This window comes from Luteibacter sp. 9133 (genome assembly GCF_000800155.1).
Lineage (GTDB): Bacteria > Pseudomonadota > Gammaproteobacteria > Xanthomonadales > Rhodanobacteraceae > Luteibacter > Luteibacter mycovicinus.
In genome coordinates, this window is sequence record NZ_JUHO01000001.1 from 2,026,919 (window position 1) to 2,049,749 (window position 22,831).

General features: G+C 64.4%; 15 protein-coding genes. 10 read left to right on the top strand and 5 right to left on the bottom strand.

Annotated elements, in window-relative coordinates:
- Positions 1-245: 245 nt before the first annotated feature.
- The gene (locus FA87_RS08770) at positions 246-8,549 is read left to right on the top strand and encodes a glucoamylase family protein (RefSeq protein WP_239709023.1); all 8,304 of its coding nucleotides are present in this window, start codon (positions 246-248) and stop codon (positions 8,547-8,549) included.
- 209 nt (positions 8,550-8,758) lie between these two features.
- Here FA87_RS08770 and FA87_RS19860 read toward each other — a convergent pair whose 3' ends face one another.
- The gene (locus tag FA87_RS19860) at positions 8,759-9,271 is read right to left on the bottom strand and encodes a TMEM175 family protein (protein WP_052191236.1); all 513 of its coding nucleotides are present in this window, start codon (positions 9,269-9,271) and stop codon (positions 8,759-8,761) included.
- Here FA87_RS19860 and FA87_RS08780 point away from each other — a divergent pair.
- The 3 genes from FA87_RS08780 to FA87_RS08790 all read left to right on the top strand — a co-directional run bounded on the left by FA87_RS08780 (position 9,266) and on the right by FA87_RS08790 (position 13,791).
- Positions 9,266-9,709 carry a DUF2231 domain-containing protein gene (locus FA87_RS08780; RefSeq protein WP_043693916.1) on the top strand — a complete coding sequence of 148 codons (444 nt, stop codon included), beginning with the start codon at positions 9,266-9,268 and terminating at the stop codon, positions 9,707-9,709. The genes FA87_RS19860 and FA87_RS08780 overlap by 6 nt on opposite strands.
- A complete protein-coding gene (locus FA87_RS08785; RefSeq protein ID WP_043693919.1) occupies positions 9,702-11,015 on the top strand; it encodes a sorbosone dehydrogenase family protein in 1,314 nt (437 codons plus the stop codon). The genes FA87_RS08780 and FA87_RS08785 overlap by 8 nt, the downstream gene beginning before the upstream one ends.
- 169 nt (positions 11,016-11,184) lie before the next feature.
- Positions 11,185-13,791: a phospholipase C, phosphocholine-specific gene (locus FA87_RS08790; protein WP_043697733.1), complete on the top strand. Its 2,607-nt coding sequence runs from the start codon at positions 11,185-11,187 to the stop codon at positions 13,789-13,791.
- A gap of 17 nt (positions 13,792-13,808) precedes the next feature.
- On the opposite strand, the gene FA87_RS08795 is transcribed toward FA87_RS08790, so the two are convergent.
- A complete protein-coding gene (locus FA87_RS08795; RefSeq protein ID WP_043693922.1) occupies positions 13,809-14,729 on the bottom strand; it encodes a LysR family transcriptional regulator in 921 nt (306 codons plus the stop codon).
- A 103-nt stretch (positions 14,730-14,832) separates the two neighbouring features.
- On the opposite strand from FA87_RS08795, the gene FA87_RS08800 reads away from it, so the two are divergent.
- Positions 14,833-15,582 (top strand): SDR family oxidoreductase, encoded by a 750-nt coding sequence (locus FA87_RS08800; protein ID WP_043693926.1) that lies wholly within the window; start codon positions 14,833-14,835, stop codon positions 15,580-15,582.
- On the top strand, positions 15,579-16,082 hold the full coding sequence (locus FA87_RS08805; RefSeq protein ID WP_051943670.1) for an alcohol dehydrogenase catalytic domain-containing protein: 504 nt from the start codon (positions 15,579-15,581) through the stop codon (positions 16,080-16,082). The genes FA87_RS08800 and FA87_RS08805 overlap by 4 nt, the downstream gene beginning before the upstream one ends.
- A 40-nt stretch (positions 16,083-16,122) precedes the next feature.
- Here FA87_RS08805 and FA87_RS20330 read toward each other — a convergent pair whose 3' ends face one another.
- The gene (locus tag FA87_RS20330) at positions 16,123-16,347 is read right to left on the bottom strand and encodes a TolC family protein (RefSeq protein ID WP_081907489.1); all 225 of its coding nucleotides are present in this window, start codon (positions 16,345-16,347) and stop codon (positions 16,123-16,125) included.
- Positions 16,348-16,429: 82 nt separating this feature from the next.
- Complete coding sequence (locus tag FA87_RS20715) at positions 16,430-16,678, bottom strand: hypothetical protein (protein ID WP_156108741.1); 249 nt, start codon at positions 16,676-16,678, stop codon at positions 16,430-16,432.
- Between the two features lie 109 nt (positions 16,679-16,787).
- On the opposite strand from FA87_RS20715, the gene FA87_RS08815 reads away from it, so the two are divergent.
- The 3 genes from FA87_RS08815 to FA87_RS08825 all read left to right on the top strand — a co-directional run bounded on the left by FA87_RS08815 (position 16,788) and on the right by FA87_RS08825 (position 20,021).
- Positions 16,788-17,954 carry a hypothetical protein gene (locus FA87_RS08815; protein ID WP_156128523.1) on the top strand — a complete coding sequence of 389 codons (1,167 nt, stop codon included), beginning with the start codon at positions 16,788-16,790 and terminating at the stop codon, positions 17,952-17,954.
- Between the two features lie 106 nt (positions 17,955-18,060).
- Entirely contained in the window at positions 18,061-19,224 is a 1,164-nt protein-coding gene (locus FA87_RS08820) for a hypothetical protein (RefSeq protein WP_156108740.1), read from the top strand.
- A gap of 32 nt (positions 19,225-19,256) precedes the next feature.
- On the top strand, positions 19,257-20,021 hold the full coding sequence (locus FA87_RS08825) for a hypothetical protein (protein ID WP_036113362.1): 765 nt from the start codon (positions 19,257-19,259) through the stop codon (positions 20,019-20,021).
- Between the two features lie 17 nt (positions 20,022-20,038).
- Here the strand turns inward: FA87_RS08825 and FA87_RS08830 are convergent, their stop codons facing one another.
- Positions 20,039-21,334, bottom strand: coding sequence for a hypothetical protein (locus FA87_RS08830; protein ID WP_036113361.1), 1,296 nt, complete (start codon positions 21,332-21,334; stop codon positions 20,039-20,041).
- Between the two features lie 236 nt (positions 21,335-21,570).
- Here FA87_RS08830 and FA87_RS08835 point away from each other — a divergent pair, with 236 nt between their 5' ends.
- The gene (locus FA87_RS08835) at positions 21,571-22,809 is read left to right on the top strand and encodes a hypothetical protein (RefSeq protein WP_156128524.1); all 1,239 of its coding nucleotides are present in this window, start codon (positions 21,571-21,573) and stop codon (positions 22,807-22,809) included.
- Positions 22,810-22,831 lie beyond the last annotated feature (22 nt).

Sequence of the window (22,831 nt, forward strand, 5' to 3'; positions counted from 1 at the left end):
ATGCATGTCGTCGCGATGTTAACGGCGGGTCTATAGACCTTTTCCGGCGTAAGCGCGTCCGGGAAACCGCGGGCGCGGAACGCGAGCCGGCCTTACGAGCCGAACTCTTCAATGCCGAACAACTCGAGGCTTACGGCGCGCAACTCGCCGCCAGGCATCGTCTGGCTGCGCGCCGGCTACCCGAATGGCTGCTTCCCCGTCTTGCCGACAACGAACGGGTGATCCTTGGGGCGTGTCGCGGCCTCATGGTGGCCGCACGTCGCGGGGAGAGCGCGACGCCCGCCGGCGAGTGGCTGCTGGACAACCTCTACCTGATCGAAGAGCACATCCGCAGCGCGAACAAGGATTTTCCCAAAGGGTACAGTCGCGAACTCGTCCAGCTCGATGGCGGCGCATCCCATGGTCTTCCCCGCGTCTACGACATCGCACTGGAAGTCATATCCCACGGCGATGGACGCGTCGACGCCGCTGGCCTGGCGCGTTTCCTCGATGCCTATCAGACCGTCGCGCCGCTCAGTCTGGGCGAACTCTGGGCGGTGCCCATCATGCTGCGGCTTGCCTTGATCGAAAATCTGCGTCGCATCGCCGTGCGCGTGACTCAGGACCGCTCGCGTCGTCGACGTGCCACGCGCTGGGCGGATGCCATGACGCGCATGGCGGCCGACGATCCGAAGAATGTGGTGCTGGTGGTCGCCGACATGGCGCGTTCCGCCCCGGTGATGAGTGCACCGTTCGTAGCCGAGCTGGTGCGCCGGTTACAGGGGCAGGGGCCGGCACTGGCCATGCCGCTGGGCTGGGTCGAGCAGCGGCTCGCGGAATCGGGCCGCAGCATCGACTACCTCGTGCAGGCCGAATCGCAGCAGCAGGCGATGCACCAGGTGTCGGTCGGCAACAGCATCGGCAGCCTCCGTGCGCTGGCGACGGTGGACTGGCGCGACTTCGTCGAACACGCGAGTCTGGTCGAGGCATCGCTTCGCGACGATCCCTCCGGCGTTTATCCCGCGATGGATTTCACCAGCCGGGATCGCTATCGCCATGCGGTGGAGCGCTTGGCGCGTGCGACACGTCGCAGCGAAGTGGATACCGCTCGTGCGGTGCACGCCGCATGTCTCGCGCAGGCGGCTGGTGTCCACGATACGACCCGGCGGCACGTCGGTTTCTATCTGGTCGGCGCGGGGGCAACGGAGTTCGAGCGTGCGCTCGGCGCAAGCCGGGGCTGGAAAACACGGTGCGCTCGCGCCTTCACACGCGCACCGTTCGCGGTGTCGTTCACCGTGTTTCTCCTGCTCACTGCCGCGCTCACCGTTGGCCTGGTGGCGACGGCGGCGGTCGTTTCGGCGTCAGCCTGGGTGTGGATGCTGCTCGGCGCAGGGTGTCTGCTCGTTGCAAGCCAGCTTAGCCTGAGCCTTCTGAACCTTGGCGCGTCGCTGATCGCATCGCCCGATTACCTGCCTCGTATGGACTATGCGTCCGGCATGCCCGCGGCAGCGCGGACCATGGTCACCGTGCCGACCCTGCTCGGCGGTGTGGAGGACGTCGACGAGGTCGTCGATGCACTCGAGGTGCGTTTCCTCGCCAATCGCGACGATGCGCTGCATTTCGCCTTGCTCACCGACTTTCTGGATGCCGATCGGCCCGCCCTCCCGGACGATGAGGCGATCCTCGCGTACGCAGGACGTCGCGTTTCGGCACTGAATGCCCGGTATCCATCGGTGGCAGCGGATCGTTTTTATCTGTTTCATCGCCCCCGGGAATGGAGCGCGACGGAACGACGCTGGATGGGCGCCGACCGCAAACGCGGCAAGCTCGCCGCACTGAACCGGCTGTTGCGCGGCGAAGGCGCGGAACGCTTCGCGCTCATCGTCGGACGAATCGCGGATCTTCCCCCCGTCCGTTACGTCATCACGCTGGACTCCGATACGCAGCTCCCGCGCGACGCCGCTCATCTGATGGTGGCGGCGATGGATCATCCGCTGAACCGCCCGGTGTTCGACGACGCGTCGAACACCGTGGTGTCGGGTTACGGCATCCTGCAGCCGCGCGTGGGTATCGCACTGCCGGCGCAGGCGCGCTCGGTCTATGCACGCCTGTACGGCGCGGATGCCGGTGTCGATCCGTATACGCGTGCCGTGTCCGATGTCTACCAGGACGTCTTCCACGAAGGCTCGTTCACGGGCAAGGGCATCTACGACATCGATGCCTTCGAGCGTGCACTGGCCGGGCGCCTCAAGGACGAACGCGTACTCAGTCACGATCTGATCGAGGGCTGTTTCGCGCGCTCGGGGCTGCTCAGCGACGTCCTGGTCTTCGAGGAGATTCCGGGGCGCTACGCGGATGACAGCGTGCGAAGGCACCGCTGGACCCGTGGCGACTGGCAGCTCTTGCCCTGGCTGATGCCGACGGTGCCCAGCGTTCATGGATGGGTTCGCAACGATCTGAGCAGCCTGTCGCGCTGGAAGATCTTCGACAACCTGCGCCGCAGTCTCGTGTCGCCGGCCGCCCTGGCCTTGCTGGTGGGCGGTTGGCTGTGGATCGGCCCCGTCGCGACGTGGACCATCGCGGTCCTGTCGATGCTGTTCGTACCGGTTCTGCTCCACGTGCTGATGGACGTGATTCGCAAGCCACACGATGTGACCTGGCCGGTGCACGGCCGCGTCGCCCTGGACGCGGCGGGACAGCATGTGGCACGTCTGGGCCTGGCCGTCGCATGGCTGCCGCACGAAGCTCGCCTGAGCGTGGATGCGATCGCGAGATCGCTCTGGCGTGTGCTGTTGAGTCGGACGCATCTGCTCGAATGGCGATCGTCCGGCGAAGTGGAGCGACAGGGTCGCGGCACGCATACGATTCCGTGGCGCGCACTGTGGGCCGGTCCGGCCGTGGCGTTCGGCGTGACGGCGGCGCTCGTGGCCGTACGACCGGCCGCGTTGCCCGTCGCGTTCCCGTTGCTCCTGCTCTGGATGGCCTCGCCACCGTTCGCCTGGTGGGTCAGCCGCGCGCAGAGCGCGCAAGTCTATGCGCCTACGGACGCGGACCGGACGTTCCTGCGTCATCTCGCCCGCCGCACATGGGCTTTCTTTGAAACGTACATGGGGCCCGACGATCGCTGGCTGCCGCCGGATAACGTGCAGATGATGCCGGCGCCCCGCGTCGCGAGGCGCACGTCGCCGACCAATATGGGCCTGGGGCTGCTTTCCGCCCTGTCCGCATACGATTTCGGTTATCTCGGGGCGGGGGCGCTGGTCGAACGTCTTGGCCATACGCTTGGCACGATGCGCGATCTCGAGCGATATCGCGGCCATTTCTACAACTGGTACGACACGGAGCACGGTACGCCGATGCATCCGCTCTACGTGTCGAGCGTCGACAGCGGAAACCTCGCCGGCCACCTGCTCACGTTACAGCGGGGGCTGCTGGCGATTGCCGACGCGCCGGTCTTTTCGGTGGCGTCGATCGCCGGTCTGGCCGACAGCGTCGGAATCCTCGCGTCAGAAGCCGGCGGCGCGTGGCGAGCGGACCTCGCCGACTGGTCGGATCAGCTCGTTCAGGCGATGGGCAGCCCCCCCACGACGCCGACCGATGTGCTCGTCTTCGCCACCGCGCAGCGACACCGGCTGGACGGGCTCGTGGGTCGCCACGCGAACGAGGGCACGGAAGAGACGCGGTTCTGGCTGTCCCGGATCGCCGCGCAGTGCGACGATCTCCTGGACGAAGCCCAGGCATGGCATACCGACATCGTCGGTGACCGCATCGCGTCGCTGGCGGAGATCGCGGCCGACGTGAAGGACCGGGCGCGCGCCGCGCGCGCCGCCACGCGTCTGGACGCGCTCACCGCGGCGGCGGCGCTGGCCGGCGACCTGGCCGTCATGGATCACGCCTTCCTCTATGACGACAACCGCCGCCTGCTGTCGATCGGCTTCGATGTCGAACGTCGCGTGCTGGACAACTCGTTCTACGATCTGCTGGCCTCCGAGGCTCGACTTACGACGTTCGTCGCCATCGCGCAGGAGCAGATACCGCAGGAGAGCTGGTTCTCGCTGGGCCGCCTGCTGACGAATGCCGGCGGTCTGCCGGTGCTGTTGTCCTGGACGGGCTCGATGTTCGAGTACCTGATGCCCATGCTGGTCATGCCGACCTACGAAGGCAGCCTGCTGGAGCAGACCTGTCGTGCCGCGGTCGCGCGCCAGATCGAATACGGCAAGCAGCGCAACCTTCCGTGGGGAGTGTCCGAATCCGGATACAACGCCGTCGACGCGCAGCTCACTTACCAGTACCGGGCCTTCGGCGTGCCGGGTCTGGGTCTCAAACGTGGACTGGGTGACGACCTCGTCGTGGCCCCCTATGCGTCCGTGCTGGCCCTGATGGTCGCGCCGGCGGCAGCCACCGGCAATCTGCAGCGGCTGACCGCGGATGGCGTGGCCGGTCGGTTCGGCCTCTACGAAGCCGTCGATTACACGCCGTCGCGCCTGCCGCCGGGACAGCACTCGGCGATCGTGCGGGAGTTCATGGCCCATCATCAGGGCATGTCGTTGCTGTCGATCGCGCATGTGCTGCTCGGACAGCCCATGCGCAAGCGCTTCGAAGCCGATCCGCGCGTCATGGCGACGAGCCTCCTGTTGCAGGAACGTGTGCCGCGCTCGGCATCGGAGTACCTGCACGCCGTCGGGCTGGGCGAGGGCGCGCCCGCACCCGCGACATCGGAAGCCCGGCTGCGCCTGTTTACCGATCCGGACCGTCCGCGGCCGGCGGTGCAACTGCTGTCCAATGGCCGTTATCACGTCATGGTCAGCAGCGCCGGTGGTGGGTACAGTCGACGCGACAGCATGGCGCTGACCCGTTGGCGCGAGGACATCACCCGCGACCGTCATGGCATGTTCTGTTACGTGCGCGATCCCGACTCGGGTGACGTGTGGTCGACGGCCTACCAGCCGGTCGCACGACAGACCGACCACTTCGAGGCCATTCTGGCCGAGTCGCGCGCGGAGTTCCGCGTACGGCAACGCGGCTTCGAGACGCATACGGAGATCGTCGTCTCGCCCGAGGACGATATGGAACTGCGGCGTACCCGCGTGACCAATCGCGGCCGCGCGCGTCGTACGATCGAACTGACCAGCTATGCCGAAGTCGTGCTGGCCGATCCACGCGGTGACGCGGCCCATCCAGCCTTCAGCAAACTCTTCGTCACGACCGAGATCGTGCCCAGCCTGCAGGCACTCATCTGCACCCGGCGTCCGCGCTCGGCGGACGAAGTACCGCCATGGATGTGCCATCTGGTCGCGGTACACGATGCGGATGTCGACGCGATCTCGTATGAGACCGACCGCGCCCGTTTCATCGGGCGAGGCCGGACCACGGCTCAACCGGCCGCGCTGGACGCCGTCTGCGACACGTTGTCGGGAAGTCACGGCGCGGTGCTCGACCCGATCGTCGCCATCCGGGTACGGGTGACGCTCGATCCCGACCAGACGGCGACGCTCGACTTCGTCACCGGCGTCGCGGATGTGCGCGAGGGCTGCGTACGTCTGATCGAGAAGTATCGCGACCGGCACCTGTCCGACCGCGTCTTCGACCTCGCATGGACACGCAGCCAGGTGTTGCTGCGTCAGGCCAACTCGACGCTTGCCGACGCCCAGTTGTACGAGCACATGGCGACATCGATCCTCTATCCGAACCTTGCCCTGCGCGCCGAGCCGGGCCTGATCGCGGCAAACCGGCGCGGCCAGTCGGGGCTGTGGGGGCAAGCCGTTTCGGGTGACCTGCCGATCGTCCTGCTGCGCATCGCGGACATCGCGCGTCTGGATATCGCCCGCGATCTGATCCGCGCGGCCGCCTACTGGCGCCTCCGCGGTCTCATGGTCGACCTGGTGATCTGGAACGAGGACAGCACGGGGTACCGACAGACGTTGCACGACGCGCTGACCGGCCTGCTGGCCTCGGGCGCCGAAGCCAACCTGCTCGACCGCCCCGGCGGCGTCTACATCCGCGCGGCACAGCCCTTGTCCTTCGAGGATCGACTGGTGATGGAAGCCAGCGCCTCCATCGTGGTGGTGGACAGCCTGGGTTCCCTGCAGGAGCAGATGGAGCGTCACCGACTGGGCGCTCACCCGGTCGCCGCGGAGCCGGCCAGCTGGCCGCGTCGTCCGGTCATCGAGCCGGTCCCCGCTTCGGCGCCGAAGGGCGCTTTCTCGACCGACGGTACCGAGTACGTGATAACGCTTGCTCCCGGTGCGGTCACGCCCGCGCCCTGGTGCAATGTGCTTGCCAATCCGGACTTCGGCACGGTGATCTCCGAAAGCGGCAGCGCGTATACGTGGGCAGAGAACGCGCACGGTTGCCGGCTCACGCCGTGGCAGAACGACCCGGTCGAAGACGCCTGCGGCGAGGCGATGTACCTGCGCGATGAAGCCACCGGTCATACGTGGTCGCCGACGCCGCTACCCATGCGTGGGGCGGGTGAATACACCACGCGGCACGGCTTCGGTTACACCGTGTTCGACCACGCGGAGGACACGGTTTCGTCGAGCCTGGCGGTGTTCGTCGCCATCGACGCGTCGGTGAAATTCCAGGTCCTGACTCTCACCAACGACGGTGACGAGTCACGGCGCCTGTCGATTACGGGTTACGTCGAATGGCTGCTGGGCGACGTGCGCGAGAGCAGCGCGATGCACGTGGTCACCGAGATCGATTCGATGACCGGCGCGCTGTTCGCACGGAATGCCTACAACAGCGACTTTCCGGGACGCGTCGCCTTCTTCGATGTCGAAGATCCCGACCGCGACGTCGGTGGCGACAGGACCGCCTTTCTCGGTCGCAATGGCCACGCGGGCGCGCCGCTGGGCATGCGCCGTCCGGGCTGGCATAACCGCGTCGGGGCGGGACTCGACCCGTGCGGTGTGTTGCGCAGCTTCGTCGTCCTGGCGCCCGGCGAATCCCGTGACGTGATCTTCCGCCTCGGCATGGGCGCCAGCGAACCCGAGGCGCGTGCGCTGGTCCAGCGCTTCAGGCAGACCGGTTCGGCGACCGCCGCCCTTGCCGCCGTACGGCGCCACTGGAGCGACACCCTTGGCGCGGTCCAGGTCGCTACGCCCGATGCGTCGATCGACGTCTTCGCCAATGGCTGGCTGCTCTACCAGACCATCGCCAGTCGCCTCTGGGCCCGCAGCGGTTACTACCAGTCCGGCGGGGCCATCGGTTTCCGCGACCAGTTGCAGGACTCGATGGCGACGCAGCACGCGGCGCCGGCCATGGCCCGGGCGCAGTTGCTGATGTGCGCGGCGCATCAGTTCGTCGAGGGTGACGTGATGCACTGGTGGCATCCGCCCGGCGGTCGCGGCGTGCGTACGGGATGTTCGGACGATTACCTCTGGCTCCCCCTGGCCACCAGCCGCTACGTGCAGGCCAGCGGCGATACCGGGGTACTCGACGAGTCCGTCGAGTACATCGAAGGCCGTCCGCTGCGCCCCGGGGAAGAGTCCTATTACGATCAGCCCCGGCCTTCGGGCCAGCGGGCGTCGCTGTATGACCACTGCGTCCGGGCGCTTGAACACGCCGCGCCGCGTGGCGTTCACGGCCTGCCGCTGATGGGTAGCGGCGACTGGAACGACGGCATGAACAAGGTAGGTGAGGCCGGGCAGGGCGAAAGCGTCTGGCTTGGCTTCTTCCTCGTCCATGTGCTGCGCGAGTTCGCACAGGTGGCTCGTCAGCGCGGTGACGTGTCGTTCGCCGGGCAATGCGTCGCGGGCGCCGACACGCTGGCCGCATCCCTCGAAGCGACCGCCTGGGACGGCGACTGGTACCGGCGCGCCTGGTTCGACGATGGCACCCCGCTGGGCTCCGCAGGCAACGACGAATGCCGGATCGATGCGATCGCACAGAGCTGGTCGGTCCTTTCGGACGTGGGCGGCGACGACCGGCGAGCACGTGCGATGGCGTCGCTGGACCGGTATCTGGTGCTCGACGATCCGGGCATGATCCGTCTGCTCGATCCGCCGTTCGACACGTCGGCCATGGATCCTGGCTACATCAAGGGCTACGTGCCCGGCGTGCGGGAAAACGGCGGCCAGTACACCCACGCCGCGGTCTGGGCCGCCATGGCGTTCGCGCACATGGGCAACCATGAGCGGGCGTGGGAACTGACGAGGATGATCCATCCTGCCAGTCACACCGGGGACGCCGCCGCGATCGGGCGCTACAAGATCGAACCGTACGTCATCGCGGCGGACGTCTATTCCGTCGCGCCGCACACGGGACGGGGCGGGTGGAGCTGGTACACCGGATCGGCGGGCTGGATGTACCGGCTGATCGTCGAGTCGTTACTGGGTATCCATCTCGACGGTGGCCGGCTGCGGATCGTGCCTCGTGTTCCGGCGGCCTGGCCGGGCTATACCGTGCGCTACCGCCACGGACGAGCGACCTACGTCATCGACCTGCGTCGTGCACACGAGGGTGAACCGGCGAGCCTCTTGCTGGACGGGGTGGCCTGTGGCGCAACCCTGGCCCTGAAGGATGACGGAGCCGAGCATCGGGTGCAGGTGATCTATGCGGGAGGGTAACGGTGGCGTAACGCGGCTACGCGCAACGTCAGTGCAGCCGGGCGTACCGGCGGATCGGGAGATCACGCTCATGTCTCAGGAATCGAACGATCCGTCGCCCGCGCCCCAGCTGCGGGAAGACCGGATAGCCGCCTATAACGTGGCCGCCGCCACGCATCCCGAGGCCTGCGTCGTGCGCCGCGTGGATACGTCCGGCGCTTGCGTGCCGGTCAAGGCGCCGCCGTCGGCCTCCGGGAACGCATCCGGGCAAACAACATCACCGCCAAAGGCGTAAGCAGCAGCGGGAGGTTGCTGCGCCCCGGCCACGAGGGATTGTAACGGCGCAACAGCCCGAACACCCGGTGATGCGCGGCCCACAACGCGCCGACGACGATGAAGCTGAGGAAGAAACCCGCTAGCTGCGGAATCAGGTCGACCAGAGCCTGCAGCCAGGCCTGGTCCGTACGCGACTCGGGATGAGGCACGTGCACCTCGATGATCAGCAAGGTGATGGCGATGGCGAACACCGCGTCCGAAAAAAAGGTCAGCCGCTCGAGCTGCTGATCCTGGCCGTGCTCCGACATGCCGAACTCCCCCTGTGATTTCTTGCGGATGATCGCCCGCCACGGGTCTTCAGGGGAAGGGGGTACCAGGAGCAGACGCGGCTTAGACATCGCCCGGATCAGCATGCGCAACGGAGGCTTCGTCCGCTCCACCAGTCCAGGGAGATCGTCACCATGCATTCTCATGTCCTGCCACGTCGCAACGTGGTGGCCAATGCCATTTACGGCCTGCTCAATCCGATACCGTTCGGATGCTTCGTGGCGGCACTGATTTTCGATATCGTCTACGCCCGCACCGGCGTGATCCTCTGGATGAAGGGGGCCGCCTGGCTGATCGTATTCGGCCTGCTGTTCGCGATCGTGCCGCGGCTGGTCAACCTGACCCAGGTCTGGATCACCTCCCGTCATGCCGCCGTGCGCGGTGAGCGACTCGACTTCTGGCTCAACCTCGTGGCCATCGTCGCCGCGATCTTCAACGCCTTCGTTCACAGCCGTGACGCGTATGCGGTCATCCCGGAAGGGGTATGGCTCTCCGCCGTCACCGTTCTGCTGCTCGCTATCGGGCACATCGTGGTCGCGGTGCGGGCATCCGACCGGGGAGTGCTGGCCCATGACTAAGTACATCTGTCGCAACGCGCTGGCGCTGGCCTGTGTCGTCGCCCTCGGGGCGTGCAGCGAGAAAGCCTCCTTCGAGCCGCCCCAGCAGTCGGGCACCGATCCGACCTTGCCCAAGGCACAAAACTTTCTCGTGCCACCCATGCAGGTACCGGACAAGGCGGGCTGGAAACAGGGGCAGGCGCCGAGGGTAGCGGCCGGCCTGAAAATCGAACGCATCGCCGACGGCCTCATGCACCCGCGGCAGCTGTACACGCTTCCAAACGGCGATGTGCTGGTCGTGGAGTCCAACGGTCCCGGCAGCGAGCCCGTGACCACACCCAAGCAGCTGATCGCCAGCATGGTGAAGAACCAGTCGGGCAAAGGCGGGAAGGGCGGCAATCGCATCACACTGTTGCGCAAGAGCGCGTCGGGACCGTGGGAGAAGCATGTATTTCTCGAAGGGCTGAATTCGCCCTTCGGCGTGCAGCTGATCGGCAGCACGCTTTACGTCGCCAACACCGATGGCATCGTCAGCTATCCCTACCAGGAAGGGCAGACGCGGATCACCGTGCCGGCGACGAACTTCACCGATCTGCCGAACACCATCAACCATCACTGGACCAAGGCGCTCCAGGCCAACCCGGACGGCACAAAGCTGTATGTCGGCGTCGGCTCCAACAGCAACATCACCGAGAACGGCCTCGATATCGAATACCGGCGTGCCGATGTGCTCGAGGTCGATGTCGCCACCGGGGCGAGTCGCATCTATGCGGCGGGCCTGCGCAATCCCACCGGTTTGCAGTGGGACCCCGTGAGCAACTCACTCTGGGCCATCGTCAACGAGCGCGATGAAATCGGCGCCGACCTCGTGCCCGACTATCTCACCTCGGTGAAGGAAGGCGGTTTCTACGGCTGGCCCTACAGCTATTACGGCCAGCACATCGATACGCGGGTCAAACCGCAACGGCCCGATCTCGTGGCCAAGGCGATCAGGCCGGACTACGCCATCGGCTCGCACGTGGCGCCGCTCGGGTTGCTTCTGACGCAGAGCAACGGTCTGCCTGCGAAGTACCACAACGGCGCTTTCATCAGCGAGCACGGCAGCTGGGATCGTTCGCCGTTGAGCGGATACGAAGTGGTCTTCGTCGCGTTCAGGGATGGCAAACCGGAAGGTAAGCCGGAGACCGTCGTAAGTGGCTTCTACTCCAGTGACGAGAAGCAGCTGTATGGCGCGCCTGTGGGCGTCGTGCAGGACAAGGACGGTGCGTTGCTGATCGCCGATGATGTCGGTGACACGGTCTGGCGTGTGACGGACGCGGCACGCTGAAGAAACGGTCGGGGCGATACAAGACGGGTCGGGTCATGCGCGTTGAGCCGGCCTGGCTGTGCGCCGCGTCGCATTCCGGGGTGGTCACGCGGGGCTGACGCGCTACTGCAACATGGATAGTGACAATCGGGTACCGGCCAACACCGGCCGGTTGACGTGAGGCCAGGGCATGCCCCCTATCGACGATATCAAGCGACGCCGCTTCCTCAAGATGGGTGCGGGCACCGCGGGCGTCGCAGCGCTTTCAAGCTGGCCCGGTCTGATCGAGAAAGCGCTGGCGCTCGAACCGCACAATCCCACCGGTACGCCGGGTCTGGCGGATATCGAGCACATCATCGTGTTCATGCAGGAGAACCGGTCGTTCGACCATTACTTCGGCATGCTGCCGGGTGTGCGCGGCTACGGCGATCCGCGACCCGTTCCGCTGCCTAGTGGCAACTACGCCTGGTACCAGCCAGAAGGCCTCGACGCGGCAAGCCGCGGTTTCAGCGATCACGTGGCCCATGCGGCGTGGACGCAACCGAAGGGCTGGTACGACACCGATCGCGCCGCGCAGTCGACGAATTACGTGCTGCCGTTTCGCCTGAACGCGCCAGGCAACGTGCAGTACCAGTACATGGCCGATCTGGATCACAGCTGGAAGGCTTCACAGCAGACCTGGTCCAACTGGGACACCTGGGTGCCGCTGAAGAGCCGGCAGGCGATGGGCTTTCTCAACGCAGACGACCTGCCTTTCTACTACCAGCTGGCCAACGCGTTCACCGTATGCGACGCCTATCATTGCTCGATCTTCGCGGCGACCGATCCGAACCGGTTCTGCCTGTGGTCGGGCACCGTGCCGCCGCCGATGAATTTTCCGGACAACTACGGCAGCTGCGGCTACGTCGCGGACATCGCCTGCGACATCAACAAGGACATCACCCCGGCGATGCTCGGCCAGTCGCCTGAGGCGAAGAACGCGGCGGTAGCCGCCGGTATCGCGGACTGGAAGACCTATCCGGAGACGCTTACCGAGAACGGCATCACCTGGAAGATCTACCAGGAGTACGACAACTACGGCGATAACTACCTCCAGTACTACAAGAATTTCCGGGTCGATAACACCGGCAAGCCGATCGATACCTCTGACGATCCGACGTTCCAGACCTTGTATCGCCGTGGGCGCGTCTTTGCGGAGCCCAGTGGCAAGACCGGCGACGCGCTGGTCGCGCAGTTCGCGAAGGACGTCGCCGCCGGCATGGAGCCGGACGATCCCGCACCCGGTGAGGTGAAAGCGGGCCTGCCGCGCGTCTCGTGGATCGTGGCGCCGTCGGCGTTTTGCGAGCATCCCAGCTCATCGCCGGGCGACGGCGAGTCGTTCACCGCCAGGTTGCTGGACGTACTGGTCAACGACCACCCGGAGGTCTTCCGCAAGACGGTGTTCCTGTTGATGTACGACGAGAACGACGGCTACTTCGACCACGTGCCGCCACCGGTTCCGGCGACCAGCGATGCCTATGGCGAGATGACCCTGGAGGACGCGGGTGCCGCGGAAACCATGGATGCGATCCCGGTAGGACTCGGCCCGCGCGTGCCGATGGTGATCGTGTCGCCGTGGACCGCCGGCGGCAAAGTGCATTCGCAGTTGAGCGACCATACCTCCGTGATCCGCCTGCTCGAAGCGTGGTCAGCGGCGAAGGGTCTGTCGAATCAGGGTCGCGAAAAGGATGCGGTGCGTTGCGATGCCATTTCGCCGTGGCGACGTGCGGTCTGCGGCGATCTCACGGAAGCTTTCGATTTCCGGCCGTCGCTGCCACGCCGTATCGATACGGCGACGCATTTCCGGAACGGTACCGAAAGCGCGGCCGTGCCCGCGCCACAGGTCTTCCCGGTCCAGGCACCCGCCACGCGGGCAGCCTGTCGTACGGACTACGCCTTTGCGGCGGACATGCGGGTCGACGGAGGTCAGCTGGCGCTGCGCTTCGCCAATACCGGGGCGATCGGCGTCGCCCTCATCGCGTTTCATCAGCCGATGTCCGCGGCGCAGACCTCCGAACACTTTACGATCGAGGCCGGAAAGTCGCTTTCAGCGGTACGGCCCGTTGCCGACGACGGCCGTTATGACGTCGCGATCCATGGTCCCAACGGCTTTCTGCGCGAGTGGCGAGGCGATCAGCGGGCCATGGGGTCCGCAGGACTCGCGGCGGAAGTCAGTGCGTCGCATCAGGAGTGGAAGGGCAGTCTCTCCATTCGTCTCGACAACCGGGCCAGCGACAAAGCGTGCGTGTTTCAGCTGGGCGATAACGCGTATTACGAGAATGGACCGATGCAGGTGCGCGTCGAGGCCGGTTGCGAGCGGACGATCGAGTGGCAGGTGAGCCGTGGCTGGTACGACGTCGCCGTGCGCGTCGCGGGGCAGGCGGGTTACCTGCGACGCATGGCTGGCTATGTACCGCAGAAGCTCCGGGCTCCGGTCACCGACCCGGCCATTGGCAACGACCGGATGTTCCACGCGCTGGTGTCGATCCAGGGCGAGGGCTATGCGGGCCGTCGCTTCGACTACGCGGTGCCACCGTGGCACCACCGTCCGAAGAACTGGATCGGCGTGTTCGCCGCGGGTTCGGAGCCCACGAAAAAACACCTGCTCCGCTGGGTGTATGCGCCGCGTGGTGTCGGCTCGGTCATGCTGGCCGACGCGTCGGGCGATGCGCTGCCGCCTGGCCGCTACGAAGCGTGGTACTTCTTCGACGACGGATACACCGTGCTGGGTGGCAGGCCCATCCCGTTCCGCATCTGACGTCTCTGTCTACTCGTCTAGGGTGTCGCGCTTGCGTCGACCCCCTGGACCAGCCGCTTCGCCAGCCGCGGATCGCGAAACTGGTCCAGCCACCAGGCGAGCGCACGACCTTCGTGTTCCTCCCGCCATGCCACGTACAGCGTGTTGGGCTCGCGCGGATTGGCCACCGTCTTCTCGATGAGGCTGCCGTTCTTCAGCAGGCTGAGGATGCGGTCGCGCGGCAGCCAGCCCACGCCCAGGCCGTCGCGCTGGGCGCGCATCTTCGCGCGCATGCTCGGCACCGCCAGCGTGGGCTGACCGCCGACGACGCCGTAGCCGCGACGCTGCCGGCGCGACGAATCCGCGACCACGATCGCCCGATGGTGGGCCAGGACTTCCTGCGTGAGCGGGCTCGTTTCCTTCGCGAGCGGATGGCGCGGTGACACGGCGAAGACCCAGTCCATGGTCCCCAGTTCGAACCAGCGCAGCCCCGGAATGGCCGGTGGTTCGTTGGTGGCTCCGACGATCAGGTCGGCGCGACCGTCGGCCAGGGCTTCCCAGGTGCCTCCCAGGACTTCGTGGGTTACGCGCAGCGTGACGCCGGAACCCAGTGCGTCGAATGCACGGATCGATGGCAGCAGCAGTTCGAACTCGAAGATCTCGTCCGTGACCAGCCAGAGCTGTTCCTCCCAGCCGCCGGCGATCTGCTTGACCCGCTGGGTGAGGCGGCCGACGTCCGCGGCCAGTCGTGCGGATTCCTGCGCGAGCAGCTGGCCGGCGGGTGTCAGCTGCAGACGGTAACGACGCCGGTCGAACAGCAAGGCATCGAAACGTGCTTCCAGCTGCCGTGCAGCGTGCGAAATGGTCGAAGGCGCCTTGCCCAGCCGGCGTGCTGCGCGCGACAGGCTCCCGGCCTCGCGAATGGCCTCGAGCAGGGCGATTTCATCGTCCGAAAGCATGAGACGTTCGACCCCTTCGAACGAGTGCGTCGAAAGGATGGTACGGCAAAAGACACGGCACGGCGCAGCATGCTTCCATCAACCACCCCACGGGAGTCATGTCATGAACCGTTTCAAAGACAAGAACGTTCTGGTCACCGGCGGCACCACCGGCATCGGCTTCGCGGTGGCTCAGGGCTTTATCGCCGAAGGGGCGCGGGTCATCGTCACCGGACGGGACCAGGCGGGTATCGACCGCGCCGCCGCTGAACTGGGCCCGCGCGCTACCGTCATCCGCAACGACGCCGGTTCCATCACCGATGCCCGTGCGCTGGGCACCACCGTGGCCGACCTCGGGATCAAGCTGGATGCGGTATTCATCAACGCCGGTATGGCCCGCTTCGCGTCGCTGGCCGAGGTGGATGAAGCGTTCTGGGACCTCAGCTTCAATACCAACATCAAGGGTGCTTTTTTCCAGATCCAGGCGCTGGCACCTCACCTCAATACCGGTGCATCGATCGTGCTCAACGGCTCGATCAACGCCCACATCGGCATGCCGAACTCGTCGGTGTATGCGGCGACCAAGGCGGCGCTGATCTCGCTCGCCAGGACCTTGTCCGCCGAGCTGATCCCGCAGGGCGTACGCGTGAACGTCGTAAGCCCGGGCCCGGTGCAGACGCCGCTCTACGGCAAGCTCGGCATGGATGCGGCGACGCTGCAGGCCACCGCGGACAGCATCCAGTCCCAGGTGCCGATTGGCCGCTTTGGCCGTCCGGAAGAAGTCGCCGCGACGGTGCTTCACCTGGCCTCGCCGGAGTCGGCTTTCATCGTCGGCACCGAGATCATCATCGACGGCGGGATGAGTCAGCTATGAGCACGCCGTCCACGATGAAAGCGGCCTGGATTGCGGATGCCGGGTCCGGCGATCTCACGATCCACGTGGGCGAGACGCAGGTGCCCGCCAACGCCGACGACCGGCTGCTGATCGACGTCGAAGCCGTTGGCATGACCTTCGGCGAACCCGCGTGGGTCACGAATGGAACGATGGCCTTACCCGACGGTTCGCCTCGTGCGCTTCCCGTCATCATCGGTCACGAGTTCGCGGGGCGAGTGGCGCATGCTGGTGCCGGGACTCAGGGCTTCGCCATCGGCGACCGCGTCGTCGGCCTGATCGACTTCTGGCGCAACGGGGCTGCGGCCGAGCAGGCCAGTGTCCTGCCGTCAGAGGTCACCCGGCTCCCTGACATGTTGACTGCCATCGAAGCGTCCACGTTGCCGATCGGTGCACTGACCGCGTGGCAGGCGCTGTACGACATCCCTTCGCTGCGTGTCGATGCGTTGCCGGTCGTAGTGTTTTTCGGCCCGATCCTATAACCACGTGACGTAGCGGCGCAGGGCCCGACCGCCGCTGCGTTCACGGCGTACGGTTTCCGCGAAAGTCGACGACGTCGCGCGCTTCCATCAGGTCGAACCAGCTCGTAGCCAGCTTCACGTAGAGCTGTTGCTCCGTGTCGGCCATCTGCCAGTTGGCCTGATCGCTCGCGTGGCTCGCCTGGTCCAGCGCGACGCTGTTGGCTTTTCGCCAGAGCGGCTGGTTCAGGCTGAGCTGGCCGGTGTGCGCGTGGTACGTGTCATGCAGCGTCGGCGTGACCCCTGTACGGTCGGCATTTTCGCACCCCCAAGGTGGCGTGCCGAGTGCGCCTTCACGACGCTACAATGCCCTACGGTCCGCCGACGGCGCCGACCGGAAACAGGGGAAAACAATGAAACGGATGCTTTGTGCGGTCGCCCTGGTGATCGCGGTCACCGGGTGCCAGACGACCGGTCACGAAATCACGCAGATCGATATCGGCGCGAGCCGCGACCAGGTGGTGGCCACGCTTGGGCGACCGGATTAGGTGCGGACCATCGGCGATTTCGAAGTCCTGAACTACCTGGACCGGCATCGCACGCGGGTGTCGATGGGTCATACCGACTATGCGGTGGTGCTGCTGGATGGGAAGGTGAGTCAGTTCGGGCCGGGGCAGGTGAGGCGGGATGGGCTGCGGTCGGTGGTGATTGATTCGGGAGTTCGATGAAGTGAAGCGATTCGTTTGGGTTTTCGTGCTTCTGTGCTTGCTGCCGGCGGTGGCGCAGGCTGGAGATCCCCTGAATGAACAGGAACGCCTTCGCTCCGTTCTGCAAAGGGAGGTTCCAGACGATGACCTTGGCGCCTATGAAAGGCTATGGGCGCTTGAGGCCGCGAGTGGCCAGGCCTATGCGCCTGCATTGCGTACATGGATCTGGCGACGCAGCCTGACCGCCATTGATGGCTCACCGCGACCGCCTACGACGGTGAAAGAAGCCATTGAATCACCCATGGCCGATCAGGCAGCGTACCGCAACGCGGCGCAGGCATATCTGACCAAGACGTTTTCCATTCGATTCGGCGTTGACGATGCAACCGGTCGGCCATCGGGTACTACCCGTGAGGCACCGGGCATTTTCACCAGGCGATCTTCAAAGGAAGTGTTCGTGAAGGCGACGGTGCAGAATAAAGGTCCAATAGAGGCCCGCATTCGCATGCGAGTCGCTCATGGAGACGTGGATCTGAGGTGCAATCTCTCACAGGTGAAGGCGGGCATGACGATTCCCGTTTGGTGTGCCACTGCGCTCGGGCACGGCAGCGTGGATCGGCAACTTGCCGGGATCGATGCATTGCTGAACTCACCAGATGGCGTCGTTCCCGAGGCCGAGATTGACATCGGTTCACCCACTCGCCACGTGACGCTGGCGAATGACCCCACCCTCGCCACCGACTGGGAAACGACCCTGAGAGAGGGTGATCCTGCGTTCTCGGTCTATCATCCTCCCACGCCGCCAAGTCAGATCACCACGGAGAGTGGTGCGCCACGAGCGGCTTGGGCCATGTTGGTCGTGATCGCGATCCTTCTTACGACCGGCGGCACGGCACACTACCGTTCGGCAAACGGCCCCGTCGTCTCGCGTGGATGGTTCGTCGGGTACATGATGCTAGCTGCAGCGGCCGTTGCTTTGGGAGGACTCGATCAGAGTACGGGCGCCCCGATGAGTGGCGTATTGTCCGTGCTGGTCGAGATAGTCGTCGGGCTTCCCTGGTCGATCTCTTTGCTGACGGCGGCTAATCATCTGCCAAATGGGTCGGGTTTTCCTTGGCTCTTCGTCGCTGGGAACGCGGCTCTACTGTTTGTCTTGAGCGCGCCTGGACGTCGGTATAAAGCGAAGTAGCCAGTCGGCTTGACTTTTCACCGAGGGCCGATGAGTCGGCTTGGGCTGCGGCAGGTGAGGCGGGATGAGTTGCGGTCGGTGGTGATTGATTCGGGAGTTCGATGAAGTGAAGCGATTCGTCTGGGTTTTCGTATTGCTGTGCTTGTTGCCGGCGGTGGGGCAGGCCGGCGACCCGTTGAAACAGCAGGAGCCGCTTCACTCCATCCTGCAGCAGAATGTGCCGGATGATGACGTTGGCGCGTACAAGCTCCTTTGGCAGATGTACGACGCAAACGGAGACCTATGGACGCCTTCACTGCGGACGTGGCTGTGGCGACGCGACCTCACTCGTCTGGAAGGTGGCACGCCGCCGTATATGACGGTGGAGCAAGCGATCGACTCCCCGCTCGCCGACAGTGGTGCATACCGCGAGGCTGCGATGGCTTACGTGGCCGAACGGTTCAGCATCCGCCTGGCTGTTGACGGTGTCGCTGGAATCCCGCCTGAGACCGTTCGTTCAGGGGAGGGAATCTACGTCACCCGCACTGGCGACCACGTGTTTGTTGCGGCTGTCGTGACGAATCGCGGATCGTTGGATGCAGAGCTAGGTGCTCGTGTTCAAGTCGACGACGCGTCTTTGTCGTGCGCTCCGGTCCAGATCAGCGCGGGGGGAGAGGCCGGAACGTGGTGCAGGTCTTCTGGCCCTGGCGGTACGGTAGCTGGACAAGTCGCCTACATCGTGGAGGCGCTCAAGCATTTTGATGGCATCGTAAAGCGAGTCGATCTGGAGACCGGGACCCCGACCCGGCATGTCATGGCAGACTCTGGTGCTGACTACGCCCCGTCATGGGAAACGGCGTTGGGCGTCCGGGAGCTCGCAGGCGTGGAGATCGCGAATCGAGTTCGCGCCATCGAAGCGGCCAGGAGCCCGGTACCGACGACAGCCTGGGCCGTACTGGTCGTTACAGCGGCCTTACTGGCGACCGGAGGTGCGGCACATTACAACTCCGCCCATCGCGCCATCCTGCCTCGTGGGCTGTTCGTCGGCTACGTGATACTGGTGGTCGTGGCCCTCTGCGTTGCGGGCCTTGATGAAAGCACGGGAGCGCCGATGAAAGGGGTGCTTTCTTTAATGGCTCAGATGGTGGTGGGGTTGCCTCGGTCGCTTTCCTTGCTGTCGCCGAATAATCGATTGCCGAATGGGTCGGGTTTTCCGTGGCTGTTTGCTGCAGGGAATGCGGCGTTGTTGTTTGTTTTTAGTTCGCCTGGGCGCCGGTATGAGGCGGGCTGACGGTTATGTCCGGGATACTGGAGGAGCAACGAATGCCGATACGTGTTTTTTGCCGGCTTTTCAGGCGGGCTGCTTTAGCTATCACGGTCATGACGGTGTTCAGCAGCATCGCGAATGAACGGGTGCCCGATGTCGCTGCGCGCGTTTGTGGTGCCGAAATCATCGAAGCGGTTGCCGGAGAGCTGCGCTTGCCTACCTTCGACCCGGCCTTGTCCTCATGCCGTCGTGATCCGGTCACGTCTGGCACCTCTATTGTCGCCATCGTTAGTCCTGCTGACGACGAGCATTTTAATCTGGACGTGGCTATCTGGGATGTGCGTGCCCGGAAAGTTGTGGCAAAGCGACGAGATCCAGCCTATCTCGTCTCGGATGCTTCCTCCTTGCGGGCGACGGAAGTTGATACGGCGCGCTATCAACTTGCCGCGGACGTTCGTGCGTTTGGTGTTCGCGACGTCCACTACCCCTACAACACGCATTCGAAATGGAGTGAGACGCGCCTGACGATGTTCGTTCGGCGCGGCGAGGCGATTGACAGGATCTTTTCGACCCAGGTTGAGCTTTTAACAGATGGCGGTAGTTCACCTGGGTGCGATGACGCTACGCGTGCGGTCCGCTCGGCGATCACGATCGCGCCGACCAGCAGTCGTGGCTTCAAGGATCTTCTCGTGGTTACGCGTGACAGCATTGAATCGGGTGTTCCGGGTAAATCCTGTAAGGTGGTAACGATCGAGCGTCAGCAGATCGCGTATGACGGAGCGACGTATGGATCGTTTTCTGCACCGAGCTACGGTGAGTAGAAGTCGATGTCCGCGTCTCACGGGTAACGTCCCCAGATCCATACATGTCCGTCTTCATCAATAGCGGCACTGTGGCCATTATCGGCAGCGACCGCCTTTGCCGTTGGAATGCCTTCGATGCGCACCGGTTTGCCCGAATAGGGATCGAGGCCGCCGCGCTGGGTGCTCGACACACAGGTTTGCCCGCCAAAAGGGAGGGTGGCTCTCGTTGCCAGCTGGCCAAACTCGTTATCGCCGGTAGCCCAGATGCTGCCGTCAGTGCCCAGAAACAGCGCATGACGCCGGCCGGCGGCCATGGCGGTAATAGGTGGCAGGCCCTCGATGATGGCGGGCGCATACTGGAAACCCCCTCGTTCGACGAGGGTGGTGGGGTCGCCGCCGAGTTGTCCGCAATCGTTGTAACCCCAGCCCCAGACGCGGCCTTTCCGGTCCAGCGCCAGGTCGAAGCCGTGAAAGCTTGAGATCGCCGTTATCGGCGGCAAGCCAGCGACGGGCTCAGGCGTAGGATTCGCTGCCTCGGGGAGGTGGAAGGGATTTTCGTAGCCACCACAGTAGACGGCATCGAGGGTAGGTTGCGGCGGGGACGACGATTCGATCAGAGGATGAGAAAGGTTTCCCCACGTCCACACACGGCCATCCTTGCCCAGGGCCATGCTGCTTCGCTTGCCACCGGCGACCTGAACTATGTCGCTAAGGCCTGGCACGAGATCGATATCCAGTCGCGGTGCAGCCAGGTGGGGCAACGGTCGGCCGGTTTGTCCGCAGTCGTTCATGCCAGTGCTCATGACGCTACCGTCCTGTGTGACCATGAGTAAGTGCGACGCGCTGCCCGTGATTTCGCGAAGGCCAGTGATATGTTCTTTCAGGAAGGCGCCGCAAACACTGCCACGGATTCCCGAGGGACACATCCGGGTTCTCTCCTGCGCTTCCCAAGTCGCAAGGGTCCCTGTGGACGTTATTCCAATGGCGTCAACCGCCGAAGGGGCGATCCGACTCATCGGGGAATGCGCGGGATCGATGGACGTGGCTTGCCCTTCGCACGTAGGTGACTGTGTGACGAGGTACGACCACATCCTTCCTTCGCCATCGAGGACGACAAGATGGCTACTCTGGAAGGCGATTGCCGTCGCACCTTCCATGCCAGGAATTCGGAAGGGTTCACGGCGTACGCCCATGCAGTTTAAGGCCGCCTCCGGGGCACCGGTGCGGGAGGCATGGCCGGATTTCCATGAGCCGATGAGTGCCGTGCCGATCCAGATGATCAGGATGGCGGCAAGCGCCGAGACCCCGTGAATGGGTTTGATATTTTTCATCCGTCGAATCCCTAGTTCAAATCCCTTCGTGACGTGCGGAGGATCCAGTCCGTCCCGAGCATGACGGCACGTCACCGGCCGCCTGGCAGAGCCGGGCGCGGGTCGGATACTCGGTGAACGATCCCCTGTGATGCGGTCATGTTCGCACCCGCAAGGTGGCGTGCCAAGTGCGTGTTCGCAACATTACAATCATTCGCGGCCAGCCGAAGGCGCCGACCGAAATCTAGGGGAAGACAATGAAACGGATGCTTTGTGCTTTGGCTGCCTTGGCCACAACATTTTTGAGCCTAACGGTCCACGCGGATCGCGCGCGAGCCACAGAACTAGGCGACTTGCGGTCGCAGAAAGTGCCGACTGACGTTCGCGAGTCGTATACGCTGGTGGCCGAACTTCAGAATCTCCGCGACCCTGCCGCATCGACGGCGTTGCGAGTTTGGTTGTGGCGGCGCGATCTCTTAGCGCTTCAAGGGGCATCGCTACCTCAGTCACCGACAGTGGAGGATGCTATTGCTTCGCCTCAGGCGGACGAGAAGGCATATCGCGAGGCAGCTGCCGCGTATGTAGACGAGACGTTCACCCTACGGCTGCGTCCGGCCGGACAAGCACCGGCGGACGTAGGTTTTCGAAGGGAGCCTGACGGTTACTATTCTCGCGGAACTTCGGATCGGGGCACATACATCGTGTCGCTGGAGATCAAGAACAACGCATCCGCGGACGCCTCGCTGCTTACCCCTGGGATCACGGTCACCTTATCACGCGGCACTTCCCAGCCTGATGGCGTGTGGCTGCAGTGTGAGCCTGTATTTGTCGCGGCTCGCGCCTCGGCAACAACGTGGTGCAGAGCCGCCAGCCAGCCGTATCTTGCCGGGATGCTCGTCGATCTTATGCGAGACCGTGATGATGCCAGTGATACCAAATTGAAGCTAAGGTCGGACATTGCCATGGGTACTGTTCCATTGCACATCTGGCTCATTCAGCTGGACAGCGCGCCAACTGCCTGGGAGCGCAAGCTTGGCGTGATCGACAAGGGGCTTGGCGAAAGCGTCGCAAGTGTAGATGTAGAAAATCTTCGGCCTTCCGGTCAACTCTACCTTCCCACTTCCGTGTTGAGCATGCTCATAGCGTCGTTTTCACTGCTCGGTCTCTGGGCGGGTCGCCACCTGGTCTCCGGCAGGCGTCGAATTATTCCACGCTCACTGTTTGTGTTTTACCTGGCGATGGTTGTTCTCATGCTGCTCCTGAGCATTGTGGATCGCCCAAGTGCGGGACCAATGGGCGGAACGGTGACTACGCTTGTGCAGATGGTATTGGCATTGCCGTGGGCTGTTTTTCTCGCCCACCCAAATGTGGCAGTGCCCCGCGACTCGTTTTTACTCCTCCTCTTGATCGCAGGCAACGCCATTTGTCTCTTTGTTTTCAGTTCGAATGGTCGCAGTTTTGGAACGTCTGAAAAAGCTGCGACAGGCGACAGATGAGGGGTTGATATAGCCCTGGACT